Below are 25908 nucleotides of genomic sequence, written 5' to 3' on the forward strand. Positions count from 1 at the left end.
GAACGGCAGGCGAGGACAGGCGTTTAACCCTGTGCTGTTGTATAAGCCGCGCACAACTGCTCCACGCTGCGCTCCCAGTTCAGTTCCTGCGTCAGGCGCGCATGACCAGCGGTGCCGAGCTGCATGCGGCGCGGCTCGTCATCGAGCAGCGCGAGGATGGCGTCTCCGAGCTGCTCGGCGCTGTTTTCCATGACGTAAACGGCGCTGTCGCCGGCGGAGTAGCGGCCTTCGACGGTGCCGAACATGACCATGGGCTTCGCGAAGGCCATGTATTCGAGCACCTTGTTCATGGTGCAGTGGTCGTTGTAGGCGTTGATGGGATCGCAGGCGACGCCGACGTCGATGCTGCGCAGGGCGCGGCATAAAAACTCGTCGCTGACACGGCCGGGCATGCTGATGTGATCCTGGAGGCCAAGTTCGTCTCGCAAGGCGATGAGTTCGGCGTGCTCGGGGCCGGAACCCATGAGGAGGAACTGCACGTCGCCGCGCTTTCGCGTTTTGACGATGTGATTGGCGGCACGGACGAGGTAATCGACGCCGTCGGCATTTCCCATGACGCCGATGTAGCCGACGAGATGTTTTTTTCCGGCGCGGAGCGAAGCGTCGGGCTCCACGGCGGTGTTCATGCGGTTTGGAGCCGTGCGGACGACGAAAGCGCGTTCATCGCGGAGTTTACCGCGCTGTTTGACGGCGCGGAGCACGCTTTGGTTGGTGGCGATGACGACATCGGCGAGCGCCAGGGTGCAGCGTTCGGCGATGCGGACCGCCCAATACATGAGGCCGCGTTTGCCGAACTTCGCCTCGAACATCTCCGGCCAGAGGTCATGCACGTCGAAGATGACCTTTACGCCGGCGAAGAGCTTGAAGGGCAGCGCGACGAGGAAGAGCAGGTCCGGCGGGTTGCAAAGGTGGATGACGTCGAAGCCGCCGCGTTTCCAGGCTTTGAGCGCGCAGCAGAACTCGCCCCACAACGCAGAGGCGTATTCGGAGATGAAGCCGGTGAGGGATTTTGCCTCGCCGCTGATCCAGTGGCGGTAAATCTGGATGCCTTCGAGCTTTTCCTCCGCCTGTGTGTAGCCGCGCATCTGCGGGCAGATGACGGTGACTTCGTGTCCGGCGTCACGCAGCGCGCAGGCCTCCTGCCAGACGCGTCTGTCGAAGGGAACGGGCAGGTTTTCGACAAGGATGAGGACGCGCATGGCGGGGAATCAGGAGCCGCTGGCGGCCTTGGCGCGTTCCTCCTTGGAAAGCCAGACGTCTTTGATCGGCAGTCCGTCGGTGGTGATCTTTCGCATTTCAGGGTCGGGCTTGCCGCCCCCGAAGAAGTCGCCGGTATCCTTGAGGGTGACGAAGATGATGAAACCAAAGAGCATGAGGGCGCAGGCGGTCTGCACGTATTCGAGGAGGCGGCCCTGCGGCGGTTTGCGCCGGATGGCCTCGGCGATGGCCATGGTGATGTGACCGCCATCGAGCACGGGGAAGGGCATCATGTTGAGGATGGCGAGGTTGATGTTGAACACGACGCTGAACCACAGCACGAGCTGCCAGCCGTCTGGATGCTGGAAGAGCTTGTAGTAAAGGCGTCCGACGCCGACGGGGCCGCTCATGTGCGCGGGGCTGAGGTCGGACTTCGGCGAAAGGAGCTTCGTGACGAGATTGCCCATGTGCCGGACGGCGTCGCTGATCTGTTCCCAAGGTGACGGATAGCTTTCGATGAGGCGTCCGTCGTTGTCCCACTCGATGCCGATCATGAGTCTGGGTGTGATGCGGTTCGTCTTGTCGGGGAAACGAGGCAGGAGCTTGAGCTGGAGAGGCTTTTCGTCCCGCAGGATGTGCAACGTGATCTCCTTCTGCGGATTTTTTTCGATGTAGTCGGCGAGGTCGCCGATGCTGCGCAGCGGGGTGTCGTCGGCCTTGAGCACAAAATCGTTGGTTTTGATGCCTGCCTCGTCAGCCGGTGTATTCTTGAAGACGCGGGCCACCATGGGCGTCATCTGCCCCTCCAGACCAACCATGCGGAGGTCGGGGCGCTTGAAGATGGAGCGCCACCAGGACACAGGCACGGGTTTTTCGTCCGATTTGGGCCAGGCTTTGGGATCGACGTCAAATTTCAACACGCCGGGCTGGCCGGGACGCTCGACCTCGAAGGGGATCGTGTCACCTTCGCTGGCGACGACGTTCCAGCGCACGCTGTCCACGAGTCCTTCGAAGCGTTTCACCGGCTGACCGTCCACGCGGAGGATTTTGTCTCCTGGCAGGATGCCGGCCACATCCGCCGGACCTTTTTTAGCGACGAGGCCGACGATGGTGGTGGTGTGTCCTTCGCTCTGCGGCTTGCCGACCTGCCAGACGGTGATGGCGAAGACGCAGGCGAGCAGGAAGCTGAAAAGCGGCCCGGCAAAGGCGACGATGGCCTTGTCCAGCGGGGTGATGGGCGGCAGCGACTCGTGATTCGTCTCGCCTTCAAGGCCGCCCATGGGTGCCATCTGAGGCAGGGCCACGAAACCGCCCGCCGGGATGCTGCCGAGGCCGTATTCGACGCCGTTGATGGTCTTTTTCCACAGGGGCTTGCCGAACCAGATGTAAAACTTGTCGATCTTCAGCCCGCGCCATCTTGCAGCGAGGAAATGGCCCCATTCGTGGACGACGATCATGAGGTTGAAAACCACGATCACCTCCAGAACGAGGATGATGAAGCGGAGGATCTCACCGAAGGTGCCGAGAGAGGAAAGCCAGGACATTGGAGGTAGCGAAAAGCCGTGGAACACCGGCGGAATTGCCGGAGCGCCACGAGACAAGACGGAAAAGCTAACACCCCGCCATGATTGGCGCAAATGATGCGGGGAAGTTTATGCCGGGAAGAGCAAAAGCTGGAATCTTGAAATATTTGCCATCCACCGCTCTCAGACGTATTCAAATCGGTTCATGCGTTTTCCTGCTGTTCTTTTTCTTCTGACACTCATGATCACCTCCTGCCGGAGCGCCAAAAGCGTTGTGGCGGCGGTCGAGGTGAAGCCTACTCAGTTCCTGCCTCATGCGGCGGAACTGAAAGAGGACCGCAAGCGCTCGCCCTTTCTCGGCAACTGGTGGAATCCAGACAAGCGTGTGCAGGCAGCGGCGGCTCAGGTGAAGCAAATCTACATCGCCCCTGTGATCACGGACCACCTCCGGCCGATGAAGCAAAAGCTGACGAAGCTGGAATTCAGCGAGGAACGTCGGAACAAAAAAATGACCGCCCTGGCCGGCTACGCCCGTGACAAATTCATCCAGGCATTCAAAAAATCCAAACAACAGCGCTTCACCGTGGTGGAAGCACCCTCCAAGGACGCCATGACGCTCAAGCTCTCCATCTTTGAGTGGGAGCCCAACACAGTGACAGGGCTGCTCGCCCGCGAGGCCGTGGACCTGGTGACCCTCCCCATGGTGGGCGATCTGCTGGCCAAGCCTGCGCGCGGCCAGATCGCGATCGAAGGCATCCTTCAAGAGCCGCGAACCAAGAAATCTTTTTTTGAGTTTGCTGACAAAGAAGAAGCACGAACCCTCTTTTTCTTCTTCCCGCAGGAGCTCTTTCCCTCCGGCCAGGCCAAGTATGCGATCCGCGAATGGGCGCGTCAGTTTGAGAAGCTCATGAGCACGCCCGACGATGTGAAGGTGAAGGACAGCCTGCCGTTTCAGATCATCGCTTTTTGAGCAAATACCGGACGGCAGAGCTGCCGCTCATAAAAATCACAGCCACTCGACGCGAGCGGAATTATTTACCTCCCGGCTGAATGATTCTTCATTGCCAAGGTCGGAGGATTTGTGCGCTACTAACCCGCGCATATCCACACTGTCATGAAAACCCATTCTTTCCGTCATGTCATGGTCCTGTTCGTCGGCGCTGCCATGCTGCTGACATCCTGTGAATACCCCTATTATGGTTACGGCTACGGATACGGTCCGAACCAGCGTTCCGGCACCGTCTATGGTGCGATGGCCGGGGCAGGCCTCGGTGCCATCATCGGCAATCAAAGCCGCCGCCCGCTCGAAGGCGCGCTCATCGGTGGCGTGCTTGGCGGCCTAGCTGGCAACACTCTCGGCGCTAGCCGTGACCGTTTTTACACGGTGCGCGGCGGGCCGGTTTACGGCCGCTCGTTCTACTCGAGGCCTTACTATTCCAACCGTCCCTTTTACTCGGTCGGCAGCTACAACTGCCCGCCCTACCGCTACAGTCCGTTTTTCTCGGGCTTCAACTCTCATCCGTGGGGTGGCTACTATGGCCGCAGCCATCCTTACAGCGGCTGGGGCACGAATGGCCTTGGGTTTGGCACGCGCTGGTTCTGAACCACACCGAAAAGATGATCCCGCAAACCCGCGCCGTGAATGGCGCGGGTTTTTTGTGCTCATTGAAGCTCGAAGATGCCCTCAATCTCCACGGCGATGTTGCCCGGCAGCGATCCCATGCCCACCGCGCTTCGTGCGCCGATGCCGTTTTCCTCGCCCCACACCTGTCCGAACAATTCGGAGCAGCCGTTGATGACCTTCGGATGATCCGGGAAATCCGGCGTGCTGTTCACCATGCCGAGCAGCTTCACCACGCGCTTCACGCGGTCCAGACTACCGAGCTCGTTCTTCAAGGTCGCCAGCAACGCGAGTCCTGTCTGATTCGCGGCCGCCTTGCCCGCCTCCAGATCGAGATCTGCACCGACACGGCCCGTGAGGTAGTTTCCATCGCCCAAATAAGGCCCATGGCCGGAGACGTAAGCCACATTCCCAACGATCACGACCGGCTTGTAAACACCTCCGCGTGGCGGTGGCGGCGGCAGGGTCAGTCCGAGGGCGGCGAGTTGTTGTTCGGCGTTCATGGCTTGTGGGGGATAGTTCAGGCGTCGTTGAAAAGCTGGTGGTTCTTCCAGAAGTAGCTGAATCCGGAGACCAGTGTGAGCAGCGTGGTAAAATAAACGATGATGTCAGGCACCCAGGTCGGCGTCGTGGCATAAAACGGCTTCGCAAAGGCAAACAGCGCCTCGTCCGAGGCCTGCTTCACGAGGAACCAGCTCACCGTGATGATCTGCCAGAGCATCTTGTGTTTCCCCAGCTTTTCCGCCACCAGGATGGCTCCCTGTCCCGCCGCGATGAGCCGGATGCCGGTCACGAAAAACTCCCGCGCCAGCACCACCACTGCCACCCAGGCCGGCAGATCACCGCGCTCCACCAGCACGATGAAAGCCGCGGCGATGAGGATCTTGTCCGCCAGCGGGTCGAAGAGCTTCCCAAAATTCGTCACAATGCCCCGCGCCCGCGCGATCCGCCCGTCGAAGTAATCCGTGATCGACGCCACCCCGAAGACCAGCGCCGCGATCGAAATGTGATGCGGCACCGGCAGGTAAAAACACACGACAAACACCGCCGTCAGCACAAGACGGGCGACAGTGAGCTGGTTCGGCAGGTTCATGCGGCGGAAAACGTGCCCTCTGTCTAGCGACGGAATCCCCCTGCTGTCAATGATCGTCCTGCAACGAATGCACTCAGCATGGGGGTGACACCGGCTATGCGCGCAAAGGGACGTGCGCAGTAAGCGTTTTTAATTCCAATCCGTTGCGCCTTGCATCACTAAAATTCGTGAGAAGAACCGGACAAGAGCCTTCTGTCATGCTAGCCTCCGATCATGAGCGCGTATCAAGACCGCATCACCATCAACCCGGCGCAATGTGGCGGGAGACCGTGCATCCGTGGCATGCGCATTCGGGTGAAGGATGTGCTGGACCTGCTCGCGGCGCGTGTGCCTGAAAGCGAAATCCTCGAAGATTATCCCTATCTGGAGCCGGAGGACATCCAGGCCTGCCTCGACTTCGCCGCCGCCGAGTCGGATCATCCCATCCTCGCCACCGCCTGACGCCTCAGTGCCGTGAACTGCGTCGTCGATGCCCAACTGCCTCCGGCGCTGGCCCGCATGCTGACGGAGCAAGGTCATACGGCATGCCATGTGGAGGATCTCGGCCTGCGCCGCTCAGATGACAACGAAATCTGGCAGTGGGCGCTCACCAACAACGCGATCATCTTCACCAAAGACGAGGATTTTCCGCGCCGTGCCTTGGTGGGCAGGCGCGCGCCGGTCATCGTCTGGCTCCGGGTCGGCAACACCAGCCGCCGCGCTCTGCTGGCCTGGATCAAACCTCTCCTGACTCAAATCGAGGCGGAGGTGGTGCGCGGCGAGTCAATCATCGAAGTCCGGTAACATCCTTCTGATCATCATGACCTTCCAACAAGACCCCGCGCTCCTTTACCTCCTCGGCGGCACACTCGGCCTGCTCGTCATCGCGTCGGTCTTCGGGTTTGTTTTGGAGAAAAGGGCGTCCTCTGATGCCGCGAAGGCCACGATGGCGAATCTGAACGCTCGTACGCGGGCCTGGTGGATGATGGTGGCCGTGTTCGCCACGGCGCTCATGATTGGCCCGGTCGGCACGGCGGTGATGTTCGGCATCAGCTCGTTCATGGCGCTGCGGGAGTTCATCACGCTCACGCCAACGAAGCCCGGCGACCACCGCACGCTGTTCTGGGTGTTCTTCATCATCACACCGCTGCATTACTATTTTCTGGCGACGCGGTGGTATGGCGTGTTCGTCATTTTGATCCCCGTTTACGCCTTCCTCTTCGTGCCAATGCGCACAGCGATGGCGGGTGACTGCGAGCGCTTTCTCGAACGCACGGCCAAAATCCAGTGGGGGCTCATGGTCTGCGTTTATTGCATCAGCTACGCGCCCGCGATCCTGCTGCTGCTCAACATCCCGAATTTCGCGGGCCAGAACGCGAAGCTGCTGTTCTGGTTCGTCGCCGTCGTCGAGATGAGCGACGTGATGCAATACGTCTGGGGCAAAACCTGCGGCAGACGTAAGATCGCGCCCACCGTCAGCCCTGGCAAGACATGGGAGGGCTTCATCGGCGGCGGATTGACGACCGTGGCGCTCGGCGCGGCGCTGTGGTGGGCCACACCGTTCTCACCGCTGCAAGCCGCAGGCATGGCTGCCATCGTCGTGCTCATGGGCTTCGCGGGCGGTCTGGTGATGTCCGCGATCAAGCGCGACCGCGGCGTGAAGGACTGGGGCGGCGCCATCGCCGGCCATGGTGGCTTCATGGACCGGCTGGACTCGCTGAGCTTCGCCGCGCCGGTGTTTTTCCATGTGGTGCGTTACGCACTCCAGGCCTGAACCCGAACGAAAGCCGTCGGGGCGTGGGGACGTACTCTTGCGCCATGTTTTTCCGCGCTTTCCTCGTTTCCGCCCTTTTGACTGCCACCGCCTCTGCGGAGGGGAAGCTGGACTTCAATCGCGACATCCGGCCGATCCTCAGTGACAACTGCTTCGCCTGCCACGGCTTCGACGCAAAGAAACGAAAGGCGGATCTACGGCTCGATGTGCCGGAAGGCGCGTTCACGGCCATCGAAGGAGCGTTCCCCATCAAGCCGGGCGATCCCGAGGTGAGCACCATCATCCAGCGCATCCTCTCCAAGGACGAGGATGAGGTGATGCCGCCGCCGGAGTCGAACAAACACATCACCCCCGCCCAGGTGGAGACTTTGAAGCGCTGGATCAAGGAAGGTGCCGAATACAAGAAACACTGGAGCTTTGAAGCGCCGGTCAAATCAGCACCACCAGCCGTCAAAGGCACGGTCAGAAACCCCATCGACGCCTTCATCCAGGCAAGAGTTGCCGAGAACGGGCTCTCACCTTCGCCAGAGGCATCGAAGGAGACGCTGATCCGTCGTGTCACTCTCGATCTGACCGGCCTGCCGCCGACTTTGGCGGAGATCGACGCTTTCCTCGCGGACACGAGCCCGGACGCATATGAGAAAGTCGTCGCACGCCTGCTCAAATCCGAGCGCTATGGCGAGCACATGGGCCGCTACTGGCTCGACGCGGCGCGCTACGCGGACACGCACGGCCTGCACCTCGACAACGAGCGCAGCATGTGGCCCTACCGCGACTGGGTGGTGCGCGCCTTCAATCAAAACCTGCCGTATGACCAGTTCACCATCTGGCAGCTTGCGGGGGATCTTTTGCCAAATGCCACGGTGGACCAGCAGGTCGCGTCCGGCTTCAACCGCTGCAACGTGACCACGAGCGAGGGCGGCTCCATCAATGAGGAGTTTATCTTCCGCTATGCCGTGGACCGCGCGGACACGACGGTGGCGGTGTGGATGGGTCTCACGGCGGGTTGCGCGGTGTGCCATGACCATAAGTTCGATCCCATCTCGCAGAAGGAGTTTTATTCGATGTATGCCTTCTTCAACAGCGCCGCCGACCCGGCGATGGACGGCAACATCCTGCTCACACCGCCGGTTTTGCGGCTTAGCACCGATGAACAGAAAAAACAGCTCGCGGAGCTCACGCAAAACATCGCCGCGACGCAGACAAAGATCCGCGAGTCCATCGCAAAGCTGAACTACACCGATCCCGCGACGCTCAATCCGCCGCCGCCAGTGCAGACGAGCGAGGTGGTGTGGTTCGAGGACGCCTTTCCCTCGAATGCAAAGGTCGAATCGAGCGGTGGACATCCAACGCAGTTTGTGACGAAGGATAAGGGGCCGGTTTTCAGCGGCAACGCGGCGCTCACGCGCACGGCCACGGGTGTGTCGCAGGATTTCTTCTCCGCCGGTGGCAAATACGAGATCCCGCCGAACGGCAAAATCAGCGTGCAGTGCTTCATCGACGAAAAGAACCCGCCGAAGGCCATCATGCTGCAGTTTCACACCGCGGGATGGAATCATCGCGCCGTGTGGGGCGAGGAGGGCGCGATCCCCTTCGGTCAGGTGCGCACGCCGGAGAAAGTGCAGATGGGCGCGCTGCCGGAGGCCGGAAAATGGGTGAAGCTCGAAGTCGCCGCCGACCGTCTCGGCCTGAAACCGGGCGCCAAAGTCACGGGCTATGCCTTCACGCAGTTTGGCGGCACCGTTCATTGGGATCACCTCGCGATGAGTTCGCGCGTCGATCCTGCGAAGGATCCGCAATGGTCATGGAAGATGTGGATCGAGAAAAGCCAGGGCAAGCGCATCGAAGGCCTGCCGAACGACCTGCAAACCCTAGTACGCGGCAAAAAAGCGCCTGAGTGGCCGGAAAAGGACGTGGCCCGCCTCAAGGAGTGGTGGTTTGAAAATGAGTATCAGGGCGCGCGTGAGATCGTGGACGGCGTGCGGGCCGAGAAACTGGCCCTCGAGGCGAAAAAGAAGACGATCGAAGACGTGATCCCCGCCACCTTCGTGATGGCCGACCTGCCGCAGCCGCGTGAGGCCTTCGTCATGGATCGCGGCCAGTATGACAAGCCAAAGGACAAGGTCGCACGCGGCACGCCGGCCATTTTCCCGCCTCTTCCGAAGCAGGACGCTTACACCCGCCTCGACCTCGCCAAGTGGCTCGTCAGTCCGCAGCATCCGCTCACGGCCCGAGTGCAGGTGAACCGCTTCTGGCAGCAGTTCTTCGGCACCGGACTCGTGAAAACGAGCAACGACTTCGGCTCCCAGGGCGAGCCGCCCAGCCATCCCGAGCTGCTCGACTGGCTCGCAGTGACATTCCGCGAGAGCGGCTGGGACATGAAGGGCTTCGTGAAGCTCATCGTGACCTCGCACACCTACCGGCAGAGTTCGCAGTTCTCGGCCCTCGGTTTGCAGAAGGATCCGGAGAACCGCCTGCTCTCGCACGGGCCGCGTTTCCGTCTCGATGCCGAAGTCGTTCGCGACCAGGCCTTGTTCGTGTCCGGTTTGCTCAGCCCAAAGATCGGCGGCAAAGGCGTGAAGCCGTATCAGCCCGAGAACATCTGGGAACCCGTCGGTTTCGGCGGCAGCAACACGCGCAACTACATCCAGGACCATGGCGAGTCGCTCTACCGCCGCAGTTTGTACACCTTCTGGAAGCGCACCGCGCCACCGCCGAACATGACCTCCTTCGACGCGCCGAACCGCGAGAGCTACTGCCTGCGCCGCGAGCGCAGCAACACGCCGCTCCAGGCCCTCACGCTCATGAACGACGTGCAGTTCTTCGAGGCCGCGCGGAATTTCGCCCAGCGTGTGATGCAAACCACCACTGGCACCGACGCGCGCATCACCGTGCTGTTCCGCACCTCGGTTGGCCGTTTCCCCAGTGCCCAGGAGGCTGAGATTATCCGCCAGTCCTTCGACAAGCACCTCGCCGCCTACACCGCGAAGCCCGAGGAGGCCAAAAAGGCCATCAGCTACGGCGAATCGAAGCCCGAAGAGAAACTCAACCCCGCCGAACTTGCCGCCTGGACGATGGTGGCGAACTTGGTGATGAATCTCGACGAGGTGGTGACGAAAGGCTAAAAAAATGACGAAACCAGAATGACGAATTCCGAATGAAACACCAATGCCTCAAGTCATTCGGGCTTCAGTCATTGATTCGTCATTCCTCATTCTGATTTCGTCACTCAAACTCCGTCTCCCGGTCCGCTGACGAAAAGCAGATCACCATCTCCGCATCCACGTCACCCAGCGCACGCGCATTGTGCCATTGACCGGCCGGGATGGAGATCGTGTCACCGGGATTGAGGAGGAATGTTTCATCGCCCAGGCTGTGTTCGAGTCGGCCGGAGAGCAGATGCAGGATTTCATCGCAGTTCGGATGGCGATGACGCGGGTTGGTTTGACCCGCAGGGATGATGACCCGGCCAAACGTCATCGTTGTCGAGTTCCCCAGCTCGCGTGAGGCCAGCCATCTGAGTTTTCCCCATGGCTGGTCGATGAGGATGCCTTCGGCAAACGTGCGGACAGGAGAGCGGCTCATGATGCGCAGATGATCTGCCCTGAGGCGATCTAGGCGAGAGTTTTTTCGTTCCTGTGAGCCGGGGGTAAGTTGTTTGTAAACCAGCGCTCGGCGCGTTGCTTCCCGCTTTTGAAACTCTACGGTGACACTGTTCGCAAAACTGAAGCCCGACGCGCCGCATGATCACCCGACTTCTTCTCCGCCGACTCCTTGCCTGCTACGCGGCCGCTTTCCTGGCCATCACGGGATGGGTGAATGCGGCGGACCTGGGCCCGGCGCGCACGCTGTTTGTGGATCTTTCCCTGCGACCGGACGCTCGCTCCCTTGCGGCCTTCGACCTGTGTGTGCTCCATCCTCACGCGGAGGTGGACATGGAACCCGGGCACGCCTTGGGCAGCCGCTACCTCGCCAGACTCGATGTCTCGCAGGTGACGACCGGCTCGCGCGAGGCCATGCTCGCCGCCAGCCGCAAAGTAGCGTCCCGCCCGGCCGTCAACGACAAGCGCGCGCGTGTGATCGAAACCACCGATCCGCATTGGATCCCGTGGGCGGTCGAGGCGCTGGCCGATCCGGCGGCGAAAAAGGGTTTCGACGGCTTCGTGCTCAGCCTTGGCGCTGAAACGGCCACTTCCTCGAACGGCTCGTTGCTCACCCTCGCCGCCACGCTGCGCCAGCGCTATCCCGACAAGGCTGTGCTGCTCGATTTTCACAGCGGCCTCGGCATCGAGGCGGCTCGTGTGGCGGATGGTTTCCTCGCCCTCGGTGTTTACACGCGTGAAGGTCGTGCTGGCGGCATCGAATGGACACCCGTCGCCGAGGTGCAGCGCATCAACCGCCGCATGCGCACGGTGCAGATGCAGGGCATGCGTGTCTTTGCCGTCGATTTTGCCGCCGAAGGTGATCAAGCCGCCGCGAAGGAGGCCGCGCAGCGTCTCGCCGCTCATGGCGCGCTGCCCTTCATCACCACGCCCGCACTGGGCGGCGTGAATCTCGGCCCGTTGCAGGAAATCTCCCGCCGCGTGCTCGTGCTGCATGGCTGGGATGAAAAACACACCGGCCAGGCCGCACCCGCTCCGGAGACCACGGCCACCGCGCGCTTCCTGGCGAAAACGCTCGAATGGCTCGGCTATGAGCTGCGCTTCCACACCGCCCGCGGCTCCGACTTCCTTACGCCGCAAGATGATTTCAGCGCCGTCGTGCTCGACCCCGGCCTCATTCTCAGCAGCGCGCAGCAGCAGGAGCTCGCCGCCTGGCTGCCTTCGCTGCGCACGAAAAAAATCCCGCTGCTGCTCACCAGCATGCCATTTACCGACGAGGCCGCCCGCCAGCAGGCGCTCCAGTACCTTGGCCTTGGCGGCAGCGCGAAACCCGCGCCCCGTCTCGTGAAAACAAATGTCGCCAGCATGGATTCGCGGCTGATCGGCCGTGGCAGCCACGTCCAAGGCCGCGCTCTGGGCTTCCTCGACCTCACCGCGCCTGCCGACGCTCAAATCGTCCTCTCCCTGCGCGGCGAGGACGCGCTCGGTGGCGAGCACCACTTTGATCAGACCTTCCTCGCCTCCTGGGGCGCGGCCTGCCTCGACGCCGCCTTCGCCACCAGCGGACCGCAGGCCGACCTCCCCGCATTCCTCTCCGCCTGGCTGCACAACGACTCCGCTCCCGTGCCTGACACGACCACCCGCGACGGCCGCCGCGTTTTTTACGCCCACATCGACAGCACTGGCTTCTCCACGCCCTCCACGCTTCCCGGCTTCCCGCTGTGCGCCGAGGTCATGCGTGACCGCATCCTCGACCGCTACCTGCTGCCCGTCACGGTCTCCGTTTGCGAGGGCGAAATGCGCGGCTGGCTCCCCGGACAGCAGGCCGGAGATGTGCCGCGTCTCGAGCACACCGCCCGCAGCATCTTCGAAATGCCGCAGGTCCAGGCTGCATCGAGCTCTCTCTCCCGTCCCAAGGTGTGGACGGCCGGCATCGACATCTCCTCCAAGCTCAACGAGCGCGCCAGCACCACACGCCATGACATGCCGCGGGAGATCGCAGGCTCGATGAGCTACATCCACCGCCGTCTGCTCCCCGTTGGCAAAGAAGTGAACCTCATGCTTTGGCCTGCCAATGCCAAGCCCAGCAGCGAGGCGCTGCGCTTCTGCGAGTCTCTCGGCATCAACCAGCTTGCTGCGGCTCCAACGAGCGCGTCACCGACCGCCGCCCATGCCTCCGCATCGGTCCGCCTAGAGCCTCTGGCCGTGCGCTGCCGCTTTGACGACGTCCGCACCGAGCAGGGCGTCTCCGCGCTCGAAAAAACCTTCGATGCCTGCGCTGGCGAGCCGCTGCATGCCATGACGGCGGCCGGTTATGCCGCGAGTGTGGAGGATGCCCGCCACACCCGCATCCTGCGAGTCTCCGACAGCCACTGGATCATCCTCAACCGCGGCGAATGCCGCACCTTGCGCCTTCCGGCCGCCACCGGCGTTCCGGACATGTCGCGCTGCCTGGGCGTCGCCGGATTCAAGGTGTGTGACGGCCAGCTTTACGTTCACACCATGGGCGGAGTCCGCGCCGAGCTCGTTTTGACGAAGGACAAGCCCGCGCAGCATGTCCACCTCGCGGAAAGCAGCGCGCCGGTCGAGTTCATGGAGCTGTCCTCACGCCGCGCTACTTTCCATGTGCGTGATCTGCGCCCGGTCGAGATGGTCTTCGGCGGATTCGAGCCGCGCGGACAGTGCGCCTACCTCGAAAACGGCCGCCCCTACACCGTCACGGCTGATGCGAACGGCCTCGTGCATCTCGACATCGTCTGCCGCGCCACCGTCACTCTCCAGTCGCTTCCTTCCGCCGCCCAGGCCGCGATGCGCTGATCATTCGTCATTCCTCATTCTGATTTCGTCATTATCTGGTCATGTCCCGCACCTCTCGCAAAGTTCTGCTGCTCATTCTGGCCTACACCGGCCTCGCCATCGCCTGGGGCTGGCGCCTGCATGCCACGGACGCTCCCGTTTCGCAAAGCGAGCAGTTGCTCGAAGCCACGCGTGTGGAGCTCGTCTCACGCCTCGCCAGCACGCCGAAGCATCTGCAACGCCCGGCCATCTTCCAGCTCGCCATGCTGCCGGAAGCCGAGGTTCGCTCTCTTCACGAATGGTTGAAAGCCGTCCCGGAGCAGCGCCTGCGCCAGCTCACCATCGTGCAAGGCCCGGTGCATGCGCCCTGCCCGCTGAACACCGCGCTTGTTTTCGCCGAGCTTGGCCGCGCTGATGCTCCGCCCGTTGACGACATGCGGCTGCTCGTCTCCGCCGCCGGTGATCGTCTGGAGGAGCCGCACAAGCTTGCCGCGTTGGAGCTCCTCGCCGGCCGCGCCGCGGAAAATCACGAGCATGTCCTCTCTCTCGAAATCCACCAGCGCATCTGCGAGTCATCCGCCGCCACCTGGCGGAATGTGCTGAATCTGGCCGAGGCGGCGCGCGGCGCCCATCGCCCTGCCGCCGCCTTGCGTGTCATCAACGCCTGGCTCGACCCCTCCGGCACGCGCCTCGATCCCGCGCATCGTGACGACGCGCTCGATTTGCAGACGACGCTTCTGCTTGAAGGCGCGCGTCACGCCGAGGCCAGCCGCATTGTGCTCGATGAGCTGCGTTCCCTGAAGCTCGACGCGCCGCTACCGCCGCGACTTTTGCAGCGCGCCCTGCTCGCCACCCGCGCTGCGGACGAGTCCGCCGAGCTGCTGCCCTGGATCGAGCGTCATCTGCGCACCTTTCCGGACCACAAGCTCGCCATCGAGGAAATCGCCGCATGCAAATCCGTCTCCAAAGACTACCTGCGCTGGCTCAACGAGTCCGCCGCCATCGCCGACAGCCAGAATCACACCAGCATCGCCTGTGACGGCTTCTTCCGCCTCGCCGCCGCTGGTGAAACCCGCGTGCTTGCACGTCTGTACGCCCTCGCCACTCAAATCGGCCGCGGCAGGGAGCTCGCACAGCTCCTCACTGCCTTGCAGCGCCAGTTTTCCGTGATCGAGCTCGCCAAGGCCCTCGCTGACGGTAACGCTCCCGCACCGGCGCGTGATCTTCTCGCCGCGCATCTGAAAAACTCGCCCAACAACCGCGCCGGCTGGCGTCTGCTCACCGAAATCGACATCCTTCTGCGCGGCGACACCTCCGCGCCGATGCTCTGGGATGGTTTCCTCAAACGTTTCCCCGGCGACGTGCCCGCTCTACGTCAGCTTGCCGGGCTTCAGCTCCAAAATGCGCAGTTCCCGCAGGCTTTGAGAGCTCTCCAGCAAATCCCCGGCGAACATCTCGACGAACCGACGCTGCGTCAGATCGCCGCGCTCGCCATCCAGCTCGATGACCTTCCCGCCGCTCACCGCGCTCAACAACTCATCGTCCAAGGCTCCAAATCACCCGCCGTCAGCGACGTGATCGCCCTCGCGGAACTGACCCGTCAAAATCCGGATGCCACCGCCGAGGCTGTGCTCGCCGAGGCTCTCGCCAAACTGCCTGAGGGCAGCGCTTTGCAAAAAGCATTCCTGTCTCCGGCCACCTCAGGCCAGGCCAACAGCTTCAGCACGGCGGTGGAGGCAAAGTGATCGTCCCGCGATGGAAGAGGCGCGTTTTTTGTTCTGAAAATCATTCGCGCCAATCGCCGTCTCGATGGTCTATGCTCCGGCCATGAACCGCTGGATCGCCCTGCTCCTCCTCACGCTCACCGCCTGCGACATGCTCCCGCGGGATGAAAACGCCCGCCGCCAGGTTTATGAGCGTCGGCTAAGCCGTCTCGACTTTCCTGTCTCGCGTGACCGCCTCTACAAGACGCTGCGTCCGGCTTCTCAAGCGCGCCCCACCGGCCAGCCCGGCTCCGGCCTGCTCACCGGCAGCGAGTTTTACCGGCTCGACGATGTGTTCGTGGTCGAAATGTCCGTCGTGTACAAGGCCGTGGCCGGGATCGACGACTACCTCAACCCCGCCCCGACCATCGGCGGCCAAGTGCGCAGCCTCCTCGACGCGACGCAGAGCCTCGACAACTTCATGAATCGCGGCACGCCCGAGCATCCCGCCGACATCGTCCGCAAGGCGCGGATCGTGAGACGGCCCGCGCATTATTACTGAACGTTGGCCATTCCAGGAGGCTGGAATGGTTCGTCATTCGCCATTCTGGTTTCGTCATTGCATCCTTCGCCCCCAGCAAGATCACGCCACACGAACAATCACCCGTGCTTCTTGATGATCGCGATGAAGTCCGGCAGATACTCCCGGGCCTTCTTTTCGCCAACGCCGCGAATTTTCAGGCCCGCTTCAATCGTCTTCGGCTTCAGGCGCGTCATGAACTCCAGCGTCTGGTTGCCAAACACAATGTAGGGCGGCACGCCCTCGGCCTCGGCCACGGCGGCGCGGTGTCGCTTGAGCTTATCGAACAGCGCGTCGTCGAAGCCCAACTCCTTCGCGGCAAGCTCCTCGTTCATCGCCGTCTTGCCTTTCGGCTTCGACGAGGGCGCGTGCATCGAAGGCCAGCGCAGGCGGATGTTTTGCGCGTCCTTCATCGCCTGGATGCCGCGTGAGGTCAGTGAGACGATGGGATACTCCCCGGCGCTGGTCTCGATGAGGCCGTTCTTTTCCATCTCGACGAACAGCGGGTGCAAAACATGCGTGCCCGCGTGCTTGAGCAGGCCGTAGGTGCTCAGTTGATCGAGCCCGGCATCGACGATCTCCTTCGACTTGCTGCCCACGAGCATCTGGATGATGCGCCCTTTGCCATAACGGCCTTCCCACACGCCATCCGCGCGCTTCGTGGACATGCGGGCGATGCCGCTGAGCGCCTGGCGCAGCATGGTGATCTCTTCCGCCGTGCCTTCACGCGGCGGCTGCACGCCTTCCGCTTTGCACACGTCGCAGGTGCCGCAGGGCGTGCTCTCCGTCTCGCCGAAGTAGCGCAAGATCTGCTCCTGGCGGCAGGCCTTGTCGTCGTAGCACAGCTCGATCATTGCCTTGAGCTTCGAGCGGTCGCGGCGGTCCTTCTCACGCAGCGCCTCGACGTCGAACTCGAGATTCCGCGTCAAAACATCCGGCCGCAGCAGCCGTGTGCCGCGGATGCGCTTCCCGGGAATGTCAAAACGCTCGATGTAGCCGTTGCGGAACAGATGACTGAGCGCCGAGCCGACGGCCATGCTGTTTTTGGCTCCGGAACGCTCGGTGATCTCGTCGATCGACGCCTGCACCTCGTGATTCGAGTCCGCCGCGTTCAGCAGCGTCTGATAAACGGCCCGAATGATGTCCACGCCCGGGTTGTTGCCCTCGATGAAGAACTCCTGCGTCTTCGTGTCGGCAAAATTGAAGAACAGATCGCACTGCGAGGGCTCGCCATCACGTCCAGCGCGGCCCGCTTCCTGATAGTAGGCCTCCACGCTGCCCGGCACGTCGAAATGAACGACGAAACGCACGTCCGAGCGGTCGATGCCCATGCCGAAGGCGTTCGTGGCCACGGCGACATCGGCCTTCTTCGTGATGAACTTCGTCTGGCGCGACTCGCGCTCCTTGTCGTCGAGCCCGCCGTGGTATTCGATGACCTTGAGCTTCCACGAGCGCAGCTCCTCGCCGACTTCCTCGACACGTTTGCGCGTGGAGCAATAGACGATGCCCGTTTTGAACTGCGTGATGATCCTTTTCAGCCGCTCGTACTTCTCGCTGTTGTTTTTCGTCTGCGTGATGTTCAGGCTGAGGTTTGGCCGCTCGAAGCCGCGGATGGCGACAAACGGGTCCCGCAGTTGCAGCGTGCGCAGAATGTCACCGCGCACCTCCGGCGTGGCCGTGGCGGTCAACGCGACGACTTGCGGACGATCCAGATGCTCCAGCGCCTCGCCGAGACGCATGTAATCGGGACGAAAATCATGCCCCCACTGCGAAAGGCAGTGCGCCTCATCGACTGCAAACAAGGCGATCTGCACCTGCCGCAGCGCGTTCGTGAACGAGCGGCTGCGGAAACGCTCCGGCGCGACATAGACGAGCTTGTAGCCGCCATTCCGCAGCGCCGTGATGCGCTCCTGCTGCTCGGAGAGCGAGATCGAGCTGTTGATGAGCGTGGCGGGAATGCCGCGCCGCTCCAGCGCATCGACCTGGTCCTTCATGAGCGCGATGAGCGGGCTCACCACGACGGTCACGCCGTCCATCACCATCGCCGGAAGCTGGTAGCAGAGCGATTTTCCGCCGCCGGTTGGCATGATGACCATCGTGTCGCGCCCGCCGACGATGTTCGCGATCACCGGCTCCTGGCCGTCGAGGAACTCACGGAAACCAAAATACTTCTGCAACGCCAGTTTGGCGTCGTGGATGGGGGTGTTCTCGGCGATGGAGGTTGCGTCAGGCAAGGGACGCGCATCATGGACGCGGCCCGCGAATCCTCAACCCCCGCTCACCTTTCATCCCGCCCCTTCGGCTTCACCGGAGCGGGCTGGTCAAAGCCGAGCCTGTCACCGGCAGCTAGCAGGCATTTCACGATGTTGGCCTCCTCGAACTCAAGCGCCTGCTCCAGGCCAAGCCCGGTGGTCTTCGGCAGCTTCGCCGCCCTGCGCTCACGCACCAGAGCGAGCGTGCGCGCGAGCTCGGTGCCGGGTTTGTCGGTGAATGTGGCCCAGTAGCCGGGCTTGAGGCAGGGGATGTCGAGCGGATCACGTGTGATCATCTCCAGATGGTAGGCGATCTGCGGATTGTGCCTCTCAAACGCCGCGAACATGCGCGGCAGGTCGAGGATGCCTTCTCCGAGGGGCACTTCAGAGAGCAGGAAGCCATCCGGCGTCTCCTGCACGGCCATGTCCTTGATGTGCGTGGTCACGGCGAAGGGCGCGAGTGTTTCAACGACCTGCATCGGGTCTTCGAGCAGCGCGATGCTGTTGCCCGTGTCCACACAAGCGCCGATGTGCGGGCTGCTGATCCGCCCCAGCATCTCCGCCAGCTCTGCCGCGTGGAAATCCTTGTGATTTTCGACGCCGATCCTCACGCGCTGCCTTCGTGCGACAGGTTCGGCGAGCTGCATGGACTTGAACGCCGCGTCTTTGAAGTGCTTGAACTCCTCCAGGCTGGAGAACAGCTCGTAGCGGCGTCCGCCGGCGGCTGAGCGGAGAATCGTCGCGCCCGCCAGCTTCGCGACGCGCAGCTCGTTGTCGAAGCGCGGCACGTCGTTATCATTCTTTGGCAAGGTGATGCTGCCTTCGAGCTGGATGCGGTAGGATTCGCAGGTGGCGCGCACCTGTTCCGCAAATTCGGCCGTCCAGCCTGCCACCGTGATCTGCAGGCCACCCACGCCGAGATCACGCACATGGTCGAGCACGTCGAGAGCATGCTCGAAGGGCGGAAATTGGATGTTCGAGTACTTCCCATGCCAGCGCCTGCCATACGAATGGATGACGATGCCCATCCGCTTCCCGCGCAATGCCGCCGCAGCCGGCAATGCGGCGGCAAAAGCGGCGGTCGATAGCAAAACGGCGCGTCGGGTCATTCGACATCAGAGAACGCGGGCGGGAAGGGGATCATTTCCGCCCGTTCATGGCCGGAAATCAGCGGAACGGCATGAACAGCGGTCCTGCCGCCGGCGCGTTGTCATAATCCTTCAAGGACGGCCGTCCTTCGGGGTTCGTGGCTGAAGGCACCTGCTGTGAACAACAACCTGCGAGCAGTAGCACGGCGGCAAGGGTGAAAAAGGAGCTTATGTGAGTCATCAATATTCTATTTTGGCAGCTTGGCGTTCAAATCCGCGACAAATTTGCGGTCCTCCTCGCTGAGCTGGTCGAGTGCGACCTCATACGGCTTGTTGTTCACGAGCAGGCGCACCTTGCCATCACGGATGAGCGTGGGTTTTTCAGGCAGCTTCGCAGGCGGTGCTTTTTGCGCGGCCTCTTTCGCAGCGGCGGGATTGGCGGCGTCAATCTCGATGACCGACTCTTCAAATGCGATGATGCTGCCGAGCAGGGAGCGTCCGTCGCTGCTTTTCCACTGCCGTGTATCGCTGAGGGAAAAGTAGGAAACCAGTCTCGCCTTTGGCGTCGCGGGCGGCGCGGTGGAGCCGTTGATGCTGACGCCGTTGTTTCCGCCGCTGCCGTTGATGGTGCGCGTCTCGAATTTCTTCCCGGTGGCGGGATTGACCACCTGCGCGCCGAGCGGCAGAGCCGTCGCGAGAACGAGAAGGATCGTTTTCATGGTCGAAGGCTAGCACGCCAGCTCCCCGGCCTGCAATGCTTCATTCTCATCAGCCGAGCGCCGCGTAGTCGATGGCCGTCAGCCGCGCTTGTTTCGCTCCCATGCGCGGGACACAGGCGAGCAGCGCCTTCGTGTAGGCGTGCTGTGGATTGCGGAGGATCTCATCGACGGGGCCGGTCTCGACGATCTCGCCGCGGAACATGACGGCCACGCGGTCGGCCACGCTGCGGATGATGCCGAGATTGTGTGTGATGAGGATGATGCTCATATCCAGCTCTCGGCGGAGCTGCGCCAGCAGGTCCATGATTTGCTTCTGAATGGTGACGTCGAGCGCGGTGGTGGGCTCGTCGGCGATGAGGAGCTTCGGCTGCGTGCAGAGCGCCATGGCGATCATCACGCGCTGCTGCATGCCGCCGCTGAGCTCGTGCGGGTAGGCGTGCAGGCGCTTGCGCGAATCGACGATGCCCACCTTGTCGAGCCACTTCACAATCTCGTCGTCACGGTCCGCCTTCGCGACATCGGGGCGGTGCAGCGAGAGCGCCTCGGCGATCTGCGTGCGGATGGTCAGCACCGGATTGAGCGAGGTGGTCGGCTCCTGGAAGATGTAGGCGATCTCCTTGCCACGGATGCCGCGCAGCTCGCGCTCGCTCATCTTCAAAATTTCGCGGCCGTTGATGCTCATCTCCTTCGCGGAGATGCCGGCTGGCGGCTCCGGCAGCAGACGGGCAAAGGAAAGCGCGGTGGCGCTCTTGCCGCTGCCGCTTTCTCCGACGAGCGCGATGGACTCCCCGCGCTTCAGCTCCAGGCTGATGCTTTTGACTGCTTTCACCGGCGCGGCGTCATGACGACCGAATTCGATCTGCAAATCACGGACGCGCAGCAGCGGGGCGTCGTTTGAGGAAGTGTTGGCGTCGGACATGAGGCTCAGGTGGGTCTTGGTTGAACGATGCGGCTGACTTGGATCAAACACAAGGCGGCAAGCGCAATGCCGCCTCCGGCGCGCACAATCGCGGTCGGGTCGGTTAATGTTGCGGCGGCTTCCTGCATCGTGGCGATTGCCAGCGGGCGGCACCACGCGGCCAGCGGTCCGACGAGTTTGTCAGAGAAATCGGGCTGCAGCGTGCAGGCCAGCGCGATCCATAGCAACGTCTGCGCGAGCATGCTGCAAAACCACGCCGCCAGCATGCGGAGCTGCAATGGAGCGATGTGCTTGAGCCAGATCATGCCTTCCGGTGCGCCGAGCACACGAGCCGCATCAACAGGGATGGTGGCTTCGATCTCGTTCCAGGCACGATGCCAGCCCGCGCTGCTGGCGACGAGCACGGCGGCCCACAAAACGATCCAGTTCATCGCCGCCAGCGAGGGCAGCAGCATCAGTCCCAGCGCCCAAAGCGGCCACGGCTGCCATGACAACGCCCAAAGCCCCCTCCGCATGGTCTTCCAGCTTCCTCCCGCCAGCCGTGCGAGCACGCAGAGCAGCGCCATCATCATTCCTCCGCTGTAAAAACCTTCCGCGATACCGTCCACATCCCCTGTGCGCAGAGCATGAGCCATCCAGCCGCCCCAGCCCATGAAATGCAGCACATCTTCGATCACGATGAGGTAAACGGGCGCGGCGAGGCACAACGATTGCATGCGCACGCTGAGCAGCGGCAGCAACTGGCTCAGATGATGCCGCCAGAGCCGTGCGACTGCCGCCACACCGCGCGCGCGCAGGGAAAAATCGAGGTTCATCGTGGCGCGCGCGTCGTTGATCACGCAATGCACGACTTCGCCTGTCAGCGGCACGGCCAGCAGCAGCGCCGGGGCCAGAAACTCCCACAGCACGCGCGCCAGCGCGATCTGCCACGGCGTCTCAACCTCCGGCAGCAGCGCAGGGAGCAGTGTTTCGACCGGCCGGCCGTTCTGCCCGGTCCAGATGCCGACAAAAACCCACGTCAGCGCCGCGACAGGCAGGCAGGCGAGCATGCGCCCCGGCAGCGCGATGATTTTTTCCATCAGCGGGCCAGTTTGCCGTGCCAGCATCCCTGCTGCCAGTCCAAGGCTCAGCGCCAGTGACAACGCGACGATAAGAACGACCAAACTGTGACCACAACGCACCATGAGCTCATCAAGGCGTGCGGGCATCACCAGGCTCCACTCGTGATGGAGCAGACCCCGCATCGCCAGGCCCGCGATCAAGCCGCCGAGCAGCAGACGCAGCGGCAACCAGCGGGGCGGGGGTGAGAAAGGCTGCGAGATCATCAGTCGGCCGTGCGCAGTTTGAGATCGACCACAGGCGCGGTGGGAGTCCGCCGCGTCGCAAGCGCCAGCTTGCGCAGGGTCCAGGATGATCCGGCAGCCGGACTCATGTCCTGCAGCGAAGGCGCGGCGGCGGCCTCGTCGTGCGTGGTGAAGAGCGTGAGCAGCGGGTGCAGCGGCAGCAGGCGCGACTCCAGCCCGCGCACACGCTCCGGCACGCGCGCGGGATCGAATTCGCCCCCCAGCGCCTCAAGCTGGAGGTCGATCTGCGGATCGGCGATGCCGCAGAAATTCGTTCCGCCGGGATTCGCCTGCGAGGAGTGCCACCACGGCAGTTGATCCCAAGACACCTCGAAGCGCTGGTCCAGCAGCACCGCGTCGAAACGATGCTCCTGCAGCCGTTGCGCGAGCAGGCGTGCGTCTTGGACATGCTCGATCTTGATTTTGGCACCCGCTTCAAACCACTGCGCTGCCAGACGTTCCGCCGTGCGCATGTGCATCACATCCGTGGAGGGCACGAGCAGCGTGAACTCGAAGGCGCGGTCACCGCGCCGCGCCACACCGCTCACATCACGCGGCCAGCCTTCATCCGTGAGAATCTGGCGCGCCTTTTCCAGCGCGAACGGCACCTTCTCCGCTCTTGTGCTGAACCACAGGCCGGGCGCGAACAAGCTCGCATCCGCGTGACCGAGACGGCCGGGCACCCTGCGCACGAGATCGTCGATGTCCGTCGCCAGCGCCAGCGCCTCGCGAAAGCGTACGTTTTTCAAAACGTCATGCCGCGTGTTCCAGAGCACGACGAGTCGTTGCCGTGGCGTGGTGAATTGCAATTGCGTGAAATGCGCGCGGTCCGCGGCCGCGGCGGGCCACACGAGATCGACCGTGCGCGTGCGCACGCCGATCTGCGTCATCAACGGCGACGCGGAGAAGTTAAACAGGAAGCGCGGTGTCCCGGCCTCACGCCGCGCGGGCACGAGAATGAGCGAATGCGCGTCCCGCGCCGTGATGCGGTAACTTCCGGCTCCTGGCGGCGATTCGCGGATGAAATCGGCCTCCTTCGCATCTGGGTGGACACGCAACCACCCTGCGGGCAGCACCGGCAGATCGGCGAACATGCCCAGCGCCGGACCGTAGCGTCTGCGGAAGGTCACATGCAGTTGCGCGCCGTTTTTTCGCGATTCAAGCGACTGGATGTGCCTCAGCGCCTCGCGGTTTGGCAGCGGCCAGTCATTGCCACGCAGGAATTCGAGCGTGGAGCGCGCATCCTCGGCGGTGACAGGTGTGCCATCGTGCCAGTTCTGGCCAGGGCGGATGTCGAGGTCGAGCACCGGCTCCACCAGAGCGCCGAGTTCGCCCAGCAAATGGAGCGCGCAGGTCTCCTTCGTCGCGGTGTTGAGCGCGCCGCGCATGTCATCGAGCACATCCTGCGCCGGGCCGACCACGACGATCTCACATGCGTTTGCGCCGTCGAACCACACGCGCTGGATCTGCCTCGCCTGGGGAGAGGATGCCATGAAATGTTCCCACGCGGCGCGCAAAGGCGCATGGCACTCGACACGCCAGAACGCGGCGGGCTGCGGATGCAGGTCCGCGATGACCTCCAGCGCGTTTTGCACGCCTGCGGTGGCTGTTTCGCTGAAATTGAGCAGCAGCGCGTTTCCCTGCACGCGGGCGGAACTAAGCTTCCAATTCGCCCAGAGGTTTTTTACGCCGATCTGCGACTGCAAACGCTCCTGCGCCTGTTTCGCCGTCGCCTCGTCCGCGAACCAGCAGGTCACATCCTGCGTCCAGCGCCATAATTCGGCCAGAGCCGGCTGCAACGCGCCGTCCGTTCCGATGCGCAGCAGCGGCTCGTAAACGAGGTCGGTGATCTCGCGCTCCACCTCCGTCGCGGGCAGGAAAGGGTTCAGCACGGGCGCGTTTTGCGGCAGCATGACCACGATGCCGCCCGTTTGGCGCGCACGGCTGCGGGTGGCAACCTCCGCTGACCACCACGCCAGCGCCCCGACGAGCAGCGGGAAGCCGAAAATAAACGTGCGGGCCAGGATCATGCGCTGCCGATGCTAAAGCGTGCCCGTCACGCGGGCAAGACATCGCTAGATCCCGCTCATGATGCCGTCATCGGTGACCTGGATGCGCTCGGCGGCAGGCACCTTCGGCAGCGCGGGCATGCGCATCATCGTGCCGGTGAGCGCGACGAGGAAGCCGGCGCCGTTGGCGATTTCAAAGTCACGCACGGTGATGGTGAAGCCGCGTGGCCGTCCGCGCTTTTTCGCGTCGTCGGAGAGGCTGTCCTGGGTCTTCGCCATGCAGATAGGCAACTTGTCGAAGCCGCTGCGGGCAAAGAGCGCGAGCTTTTCCTTTGCCTCGTCGGTGAGCTGCACGCCGTCCGCGCCATAGATCTTCGTGGCGATGGCGTGGAGCTTCGCCTCGACGCTGTCTTCGGTTTGATAGAGAAACGGCAGCGGTGTGGACTCCTGCGGCAAGGCGGCGAGCACTCTTTCCGCGAGCTGGATGGCTCCGTCGCCGCCTTGCGCGAAAACATCGGCCGTGGCGCTGTGAACTCCGCGCCCGGCGCAGAATTCATGCACGAGGGCGATCTCCGCGTCGTCATCCGTGTGGAAACGATTGAGCGCGACGATGACCGGCCGCTCAAACTTCGCCGCGCTGTCGAGATGCGCGGCGAGGTTCTCCAATCCGCGTTTCAAGGCATCCCCATCCGGCTGCGTCAACGCGTCGAGCGCCACGCCGCCGTGCATTTTCAGGGCGCGAATGGTCGCGACGATCACAATCGCCTCGGGGGCGAGGCCGCTTTGACGGCACTTGATGTGCATGAACTTCTCCCCGCCGAGATCGAAGGCGAATCCGGCCTCCGTGACCGCGAGATCGGCATGCGCGAGGGCCATGCGCGTGGCGAGCACCGAATTGCAGCCGTGCGCGATGTTCGCAAACGGGCCGCCATGAAGGAAAGCCGGCACGCCTTCGACGCTTTGCACAAGATTCGGCATCAAGGCCTCGCGCAGCAGCGCCAGCATCGCGCCGGTGACGCGGAACTCCTTCGCGAAGACCGGCTCTCCCTCCGGCGTGAAGCCGACAACGATGCGTTCGAGACGTTTGCGCAGGTCTGGCAGCGATTCGGCCAGGCACATGATCGCCATGATCTCGGACGCCGCGGTGATGTCGAATCCGGTCTGCCGCTCGGTCGGCTTGCCGACGCTGGTGCGCACGCTGCGCAGTGCACGGTCGTTCATGTCCATCACACGTTTCCACAGCACGCGTTCGGCGGGCAGGCGCGCATCGCCAAGGAAGAGGTGGTTGTCGATAACGGCGGAGAGCAGGTTGTGCGCGCAGGTGATGGCGTGGAAATCGCCGGTGAAATGCAGATTGATCGCATGCGCGGGCCGCACGCTGCTTTTTCCGCCGCCGGTCGCGCCTCCTTTGCGCCCGAACACGGGCCCCATCGAAGGCTGTCGCAGCGCGAGGGCGACATTTTGCCCGATCTTCTTCAAACCCTGCGCCAGACCGATCGAAACCGTCGTTTTGCCCTCGCCAGCCGGCGTCGGCGTGATCGCGGAGACGAGGATCAGCTTTCCACGGCTCGGCTTCGAGTGAAGCGCTGCCAAATTGACCTTGGCCATGTGCCTTCCGTGAAGAATCAGATGATCGGGAGAGATGCCGAGCGCGTCGGCGACGGGGGAGATGTCCGGATGCATGGGCGGTGAAAGCGCGCACGATGGCAA

Annotated in this window: 21 protein-coding genes; 9 read left to right on the plus strand and 12 right to left on the minus strand. The window is 62.9% G+C overall.

Going from position 1 to position 25908, the window contains the following annotated elements; translation table 11 throughout:
• Positions 1-23: 23 nt before the first annotated feature.
• Positions 24-1199: a glycosyltransferase family 4 protein gene (locus tag ACILSE_RS05485; RefSeq protein WP_395716358.1), complete on the minus strand. Its 1176-nt coding sequence runs from the start codon at positions 1197-1199 to the stop codon at positions 24-26.
• Positions 1200-1208: 9 nt separating this feature from the next.
• On the minus strand, positions 1209-2741 hold the full coding sequence (rseP, locus tag ACILSE_RS05490) for an RIP metalloprotease RseP (RefSeq protein ID WP_395716359.1): 1533 nt from the start codon (positions 2739-2741) through the stop codon (positions 1209-1211).
• 220 nt (positions 2742-2961) lie between these two features.
• Between rseP and ACILSE_RS05495 the strand changes: the two genes are divergently transcribed.
• Positions 2962-3690 carry a DUF3313 family protein gene (locus ACILSE_RS05495; RefSeq protein WP_395716360.1) on the plus strand — a complete coding sequence of 243 codons (729 nt, stop codon included), beginning with the start codon at positions 2962-2964 and terminating at the stop codon, positions 3688-3690.
• Positions 3691-3834: 144 nt separating this feature from the next.
• Positions 3835-4323: a YMGG-like glycine zipper-containing protein gene (locus ACILSE_RS05500; RefSeq protein WP_395716361.1), complete on the plus strand. Its 489-nt coding sequence runs from the start codon at positions 3835-3837 to the stop codon at positions 4321-4323.
• Between the two features lie 59 nt (positions 4324-4382).
• Here ACILSE_RS05500 and ACILSE_RS05505 read toward each other — a convergent pair whose 3' ends face one another.
• Both ACILSE_RS05505 and pgsA read right to left on the minus strand, forming a co-directional pair.
• The gene (locus tag ACILSE_RS05505; protein WP_395716362.1) at positions 4383-4844 is read right to left on the minus strand and encodes a RidA family protein; all 462 of its coding nucleotides are present in this window, start codon (positions 4842-4844) and stop codon (positions 4383-4385) included.
• Positions 4845-4861: 17 nt separating this feature from the next.
• The gene (gene pgsA / locus ACILSE_RS05510; RefSeq protein ID WP_395716363.1) at positions 4862-5434 is read right to left on the minus strand and encodes a CDP-diacylglycerol--glycerol-3-phosphate 3-phosphatidyltransferase; all 573 of its coding nucleotides are present in this window, start codon (positions 5432-5434) and stop codon (positions 4862-4864) included.
• A 213-nt stretch (positions 5435-5647) separates the two neighbouring features.
• Here pgsA and ACILSE_RS05515 point away from each other — a divergent pair, with 213 nt between their 5' ends.
• From ACILSE_RS05515 to ACILSE_RS05530, 4 genes are read left to right on the plus strand one after another with little or no spacing between them, the layout of a single operon-like run.
• The gene (locus ACILSE_RS05515) at positions 5648-5875 is read left to right on the plus strand and encodes a DUF433 domain-containing protein (protein ID WP_395716364.1); all 228 of its coding nucleotides are present in this window, start codon (positions 5648-5650) and stop codon (positions 5873-5875) included.
• A gap of 12 nt (positions 5876-5887) precedes the next feature.
• Positions 5888-6217, plus strand: coding sequence for a DUF5615 family PIN-like protein (locus ACILSE_RS05520; protein ID WP_395716365.1), 330 nt, complete (start codon positions 5888-5890; stop codon positions 6215-6217).
• 16 nt (positions 6218-6233) lie between these two features.
• Positions 6234-7187: a phosphatidate cytidylyltransferase gene (locus tag ACILSE_RS05525; protein WP_395716366.1), complete on the plus strand. Its 954-nt coding sequence runs from the start codon at positions 6234-6236 to the stop codon at positions 7185-7187.
• Between the two features lie 44 nt (positions 7188-7231).
• Positions 7232-10312 carry a PSD1 and planctomycete cytochrome C domain-containing protein gene (locus ACILSE_RS05530; RefSeq protein WP_395716367.1) on the plus strand — a complete coding sequence of 1027 codons (3081 nt, stop codon included), beginning with the start codon at positions 7232-7234 and terminating at the stop codon, positions 10310-10312.
• A gap of 100 nt (positions 10313-10412) precedes the next feature.
• Here ACILSE_RS05530 and ACILSE_RS05535 read toward each other — a convergent pair whose 3' ends face one another.
• Entirely contained in the window at positions 10413-10772 is a 360-nt protein-coding gene (locus ACILSE_RS05535; RefSeq protein WP_395716368.1) for a cupin domain-containing protein, read from the minus strand.
• 158 nt (positions 10773-10930) lie between these two features.
• Between ACILSE_RS05535 and ACILSE_RS05540 the strand changes: the two genes are divergently transcribed.
• The 3 genes from ACILSE_RS05540 (at position 10931) to ACILSE_RS05550 (ending at position 15850) form a co-directional block, all read left to right on the plus strand.
• Positions 10931-13606, plus strand: coding sequence for a hypothetical protein (locus ACILSE_RS05540; RefSeq protein ID WP_395716369.1), 2676 nt, complete (start codon positions 10931-10933; stop codon positions 13604-13606).
• Positions 13607-13647: 41 nt separating this feature from the next.
• On the plus strand, positions 13648-15330 hold the full coding sequence (locus ACILSE_RS05545; RefSeq protein ID WP_395716370.1) for a tetratricopeptide repeat protein: 1683 nt from the start codon (positions 13648-13650) through the stop codon (positions 15328-15330).
• An 82-nt stretch (positions 15331-15412) separates the two neighbouring features.
• Positions 15413-15850, plus strand: coding sequence for a hypothetical protein (locus tag ACILSE_RS05550; protein ID WP_395716371.1), 438 nt, complete (start codon positions 15413-15415; stop codon positions 15848-15850).
• Between the two features lie 98 nt (positions 15851-15948).
• Here the strand turns inward: ACILSE_RS05550 and ACILSE_RS05555 are convergent, their stop codons facing one another.
• The 7 genes from ACILSE_RS05555 to ACILSE_RS05585 form a co-directional block, all read right to left on the minus strand.
• The gene (locus tag ACILSE_RS05555) at positions 15949-18102 is read right to left on the minus strand and encodes a RecQ family ATP-dependent DNA helicase (RefSeq protein ID WP_395716372.1); all 2154 of its coding nucleotides are present in this window, start codon (positions 18100-18102) and stop codon (positions 15949-15951) included.
• Positions 18103-18146: 44 nt separating this feature from the next.
• Positions 18147-19229, minus strand: a complete 1083-nt coding sequence (locus tag ACILSE_RS05560; RefSeq protein WP_395716373.1) for a sugar phosphate isomerase/epimerase family protein — start codon at positions 19227-19229, stop codon at positions 18147-18149.
• A 227-nt stretch (positions 19230-19456) separates the two neighbouring features.
• Entirely contained in the window at positions 19457-19927 is a 471-nt protein-coding gene (locus tag ACILSE_RS05565; protein WP_395716374.1) for a hypothetical protein, read from the minus strand.
• A 49-nt stretch (positions 19928-19976) separates the two neighbouring features.
• Entirely contained in the window at positions 19977-20846 is an 870-nt protein-coding gene (locus ACILSE_RS05570; RefSeq protein ID WP_395716375.1) for an ABC transporter ATP-binding protein, read from the minus strand.
• A 5-nt stretch (positions 20847-20851) separates the two neighbouring features.
• Positions 20852-22171 carry a hypothetical protein gene (locus tag ACILSE_RS05575; RefSeq protein WP_395716376.1) on the minus strand — a complete coding sequence of 440 codons (1320 nt, stop codon included), beginning with the start codon at positions 22169-22171 and terminating at the stop codon, positions 20852-20854.
• Entirely contained in the window at positions 22171-24219 is a 2049-nt protein-coding gene (locus ACILSE_RS05580) for an ABC transporter substrate-binding protein (protein WP_395716377.1), read from the minus strand. The genes ACILSE_RS05575 and ACILSE_RS05580 overlap by 1 nt, the downstream gene beginning before the upstream one ends.
• 45 nt (positions 24220-24264) lie before the next feature.
• Positions 24265-25881: a formate--tetrahydrofolate ligase gene (locus tag ACILSE_RS05585; protein WP_395716378.1), complete on the minus strand. Its 1617-nt coding sequence runs from the start codon at positions 25879-25881 to the stop codon at positions 24265-24267.
• Positions 25882-25908 lie beyond the last annotated feature (27 nt).

The sequence above is a fragment of the Prosthecobacter sp. genome, assembly GCF_044236155.1.
GTDB lineage: Bacteria > Verrucomicrobiota > Verrucomicrobiia > Verrucomicrobiales > Verrucomicrobiaceae > Prosthecobacter.

Bases quoted from the DNA above. Each gene is read 5' to 3' on its own strand.
- ACILSE_RS05585 (WP_395716378.1), bottom strand. From the start codon at position 25,881: ATGCATCCGGACATCTCCCCCGTCGCCGACGCGCTCGGCATCTCTCCC.
- ACILSE_RS05485 (WP_395716358.1), bottom strand. From the start codon at position 1,199: ATGCGCGTCCTCATCCTTGTCGAAAACCTGCCCGTTCCCTTCGACAGA.
- ACILSE_RS05565 (WP_395716374.1), bottom strand. From the start codon at position 19,927: ATGAAAACGATCCTTCTCGTTCTCGCGACGGCTCTGCCGCTCGGCGCG.
- ACILSE_RS05500 (WP_395716361.1), top strand. From the start codon at position 3,835: ATGAAAACCCATTCTTTCCGTCATGTCATGGTCCTGTTCGTCGGCGCT.
- ACILSE_RS05560 (WP_395716373.1), bottom strand. From the start codon at position 19,229: ATGACCCGACGCGCCGTTTTGCTATCGACCGCCGCTTTTGCCGCCGCA.
- ACILSE_RS05525 (WP_395716366.1), top strand. From the start codon at position 6,234: ATGACCTTCCAACAAGACCCCGCGCTCCTTTACCTCCTCGGCGGCACA.
- rseP (WP_395716359.1), bottom strand. From the start codon at position 2,741: ATGTCCTGGCTTTCCTCTCTCGGCACCTTCGGTGAGATCCTCCGCTTC.
- ACILSE_RS05550 (WP_395716371.1), top strand. From the start codon at position 15,413: ATGAACCGCTGGATCGCCCTGCTCCTCCTCACGCTCACCGCCTGCGAC.
- ACILSE_RS05580 (WP_395716377.1), bottom strand. From the start codon at position 24,219: ATGATCCTGGCCCGCACGTTTATTTTCGGCTTCCCGCTGCTCGTCGGG.
- pgsA (WP_395716363.1), bottom strand. From the start codon at position 5,434: ATGAACCTGCCGAACCAGCTCACTGTCGCCCGTCTTGTGCTGACGGCG.
- ACILSE_RS05530 (WP_395716367.1), top strand. From the start codon at position 7,232: ATGTTTTTCCGCGCTTTCCTCGTTTCCGCCCTTTTGACTGCCACCGCC.
- ACILSE_RS05495 (WP_395716360.1), top strand. From the start codon at position 2,962: ATGATCACCTCCTGCCGGAGCGCCAAAAGCGTTGTGGCGGCGGTCGAG.
- ACILSE_RS05575 (WP_395716376.1), bottom strand. From the start codon at position 22,171: ATGATCTCGCAGCCTTTCTCACCCCCGCCCCGCTGGTTGCCGCTGCGT.
- ACILSE_RS05545 (WP_395716370.1), top strand. From the start codon at position 13,648: ATGTCCCGCACCTCTCGCAAAGTTCTGCTGCTCATTCTGGCCTACACC.
- ACILSE_RS05505 (WP_395716362.1), bottom strand. From the start codon at position 4,844: ATGAACGCCGAACAACAACTCGCCGCCCTCGGACTGACCCTGCCGCCG.
- ACILSE_RS05540 (WP_395716369.1), top strand. From the start codon at position 10,931: ATGATCACCCGACTTCTTCTCCGCCGACTCCTTGCCTGCTACGCGGCC.
- ACILSE_RS05515 (WP_395716364.1), top strand. From the start codon at position 5,648: ATGAGCGCGTATCAAGACCGCATCACCATCAACCCGGCGCAATGTGGC.
- ACILSE_RS05570 (WP_395716375.1), bottom strand. From the start codon at position 20,846: ATGTCCGACGCCAACACTTCCTCAAACGACGCCCCGCTGCTGCGCGTC.
- ACILSE_RS05535 (WP_395716368.1), bottom strand. From the start codon at position 10,772: ATGAGCCGCTCTCCTGTCCGCACGTTTGCCGAAGGCATCCTCATCGAC.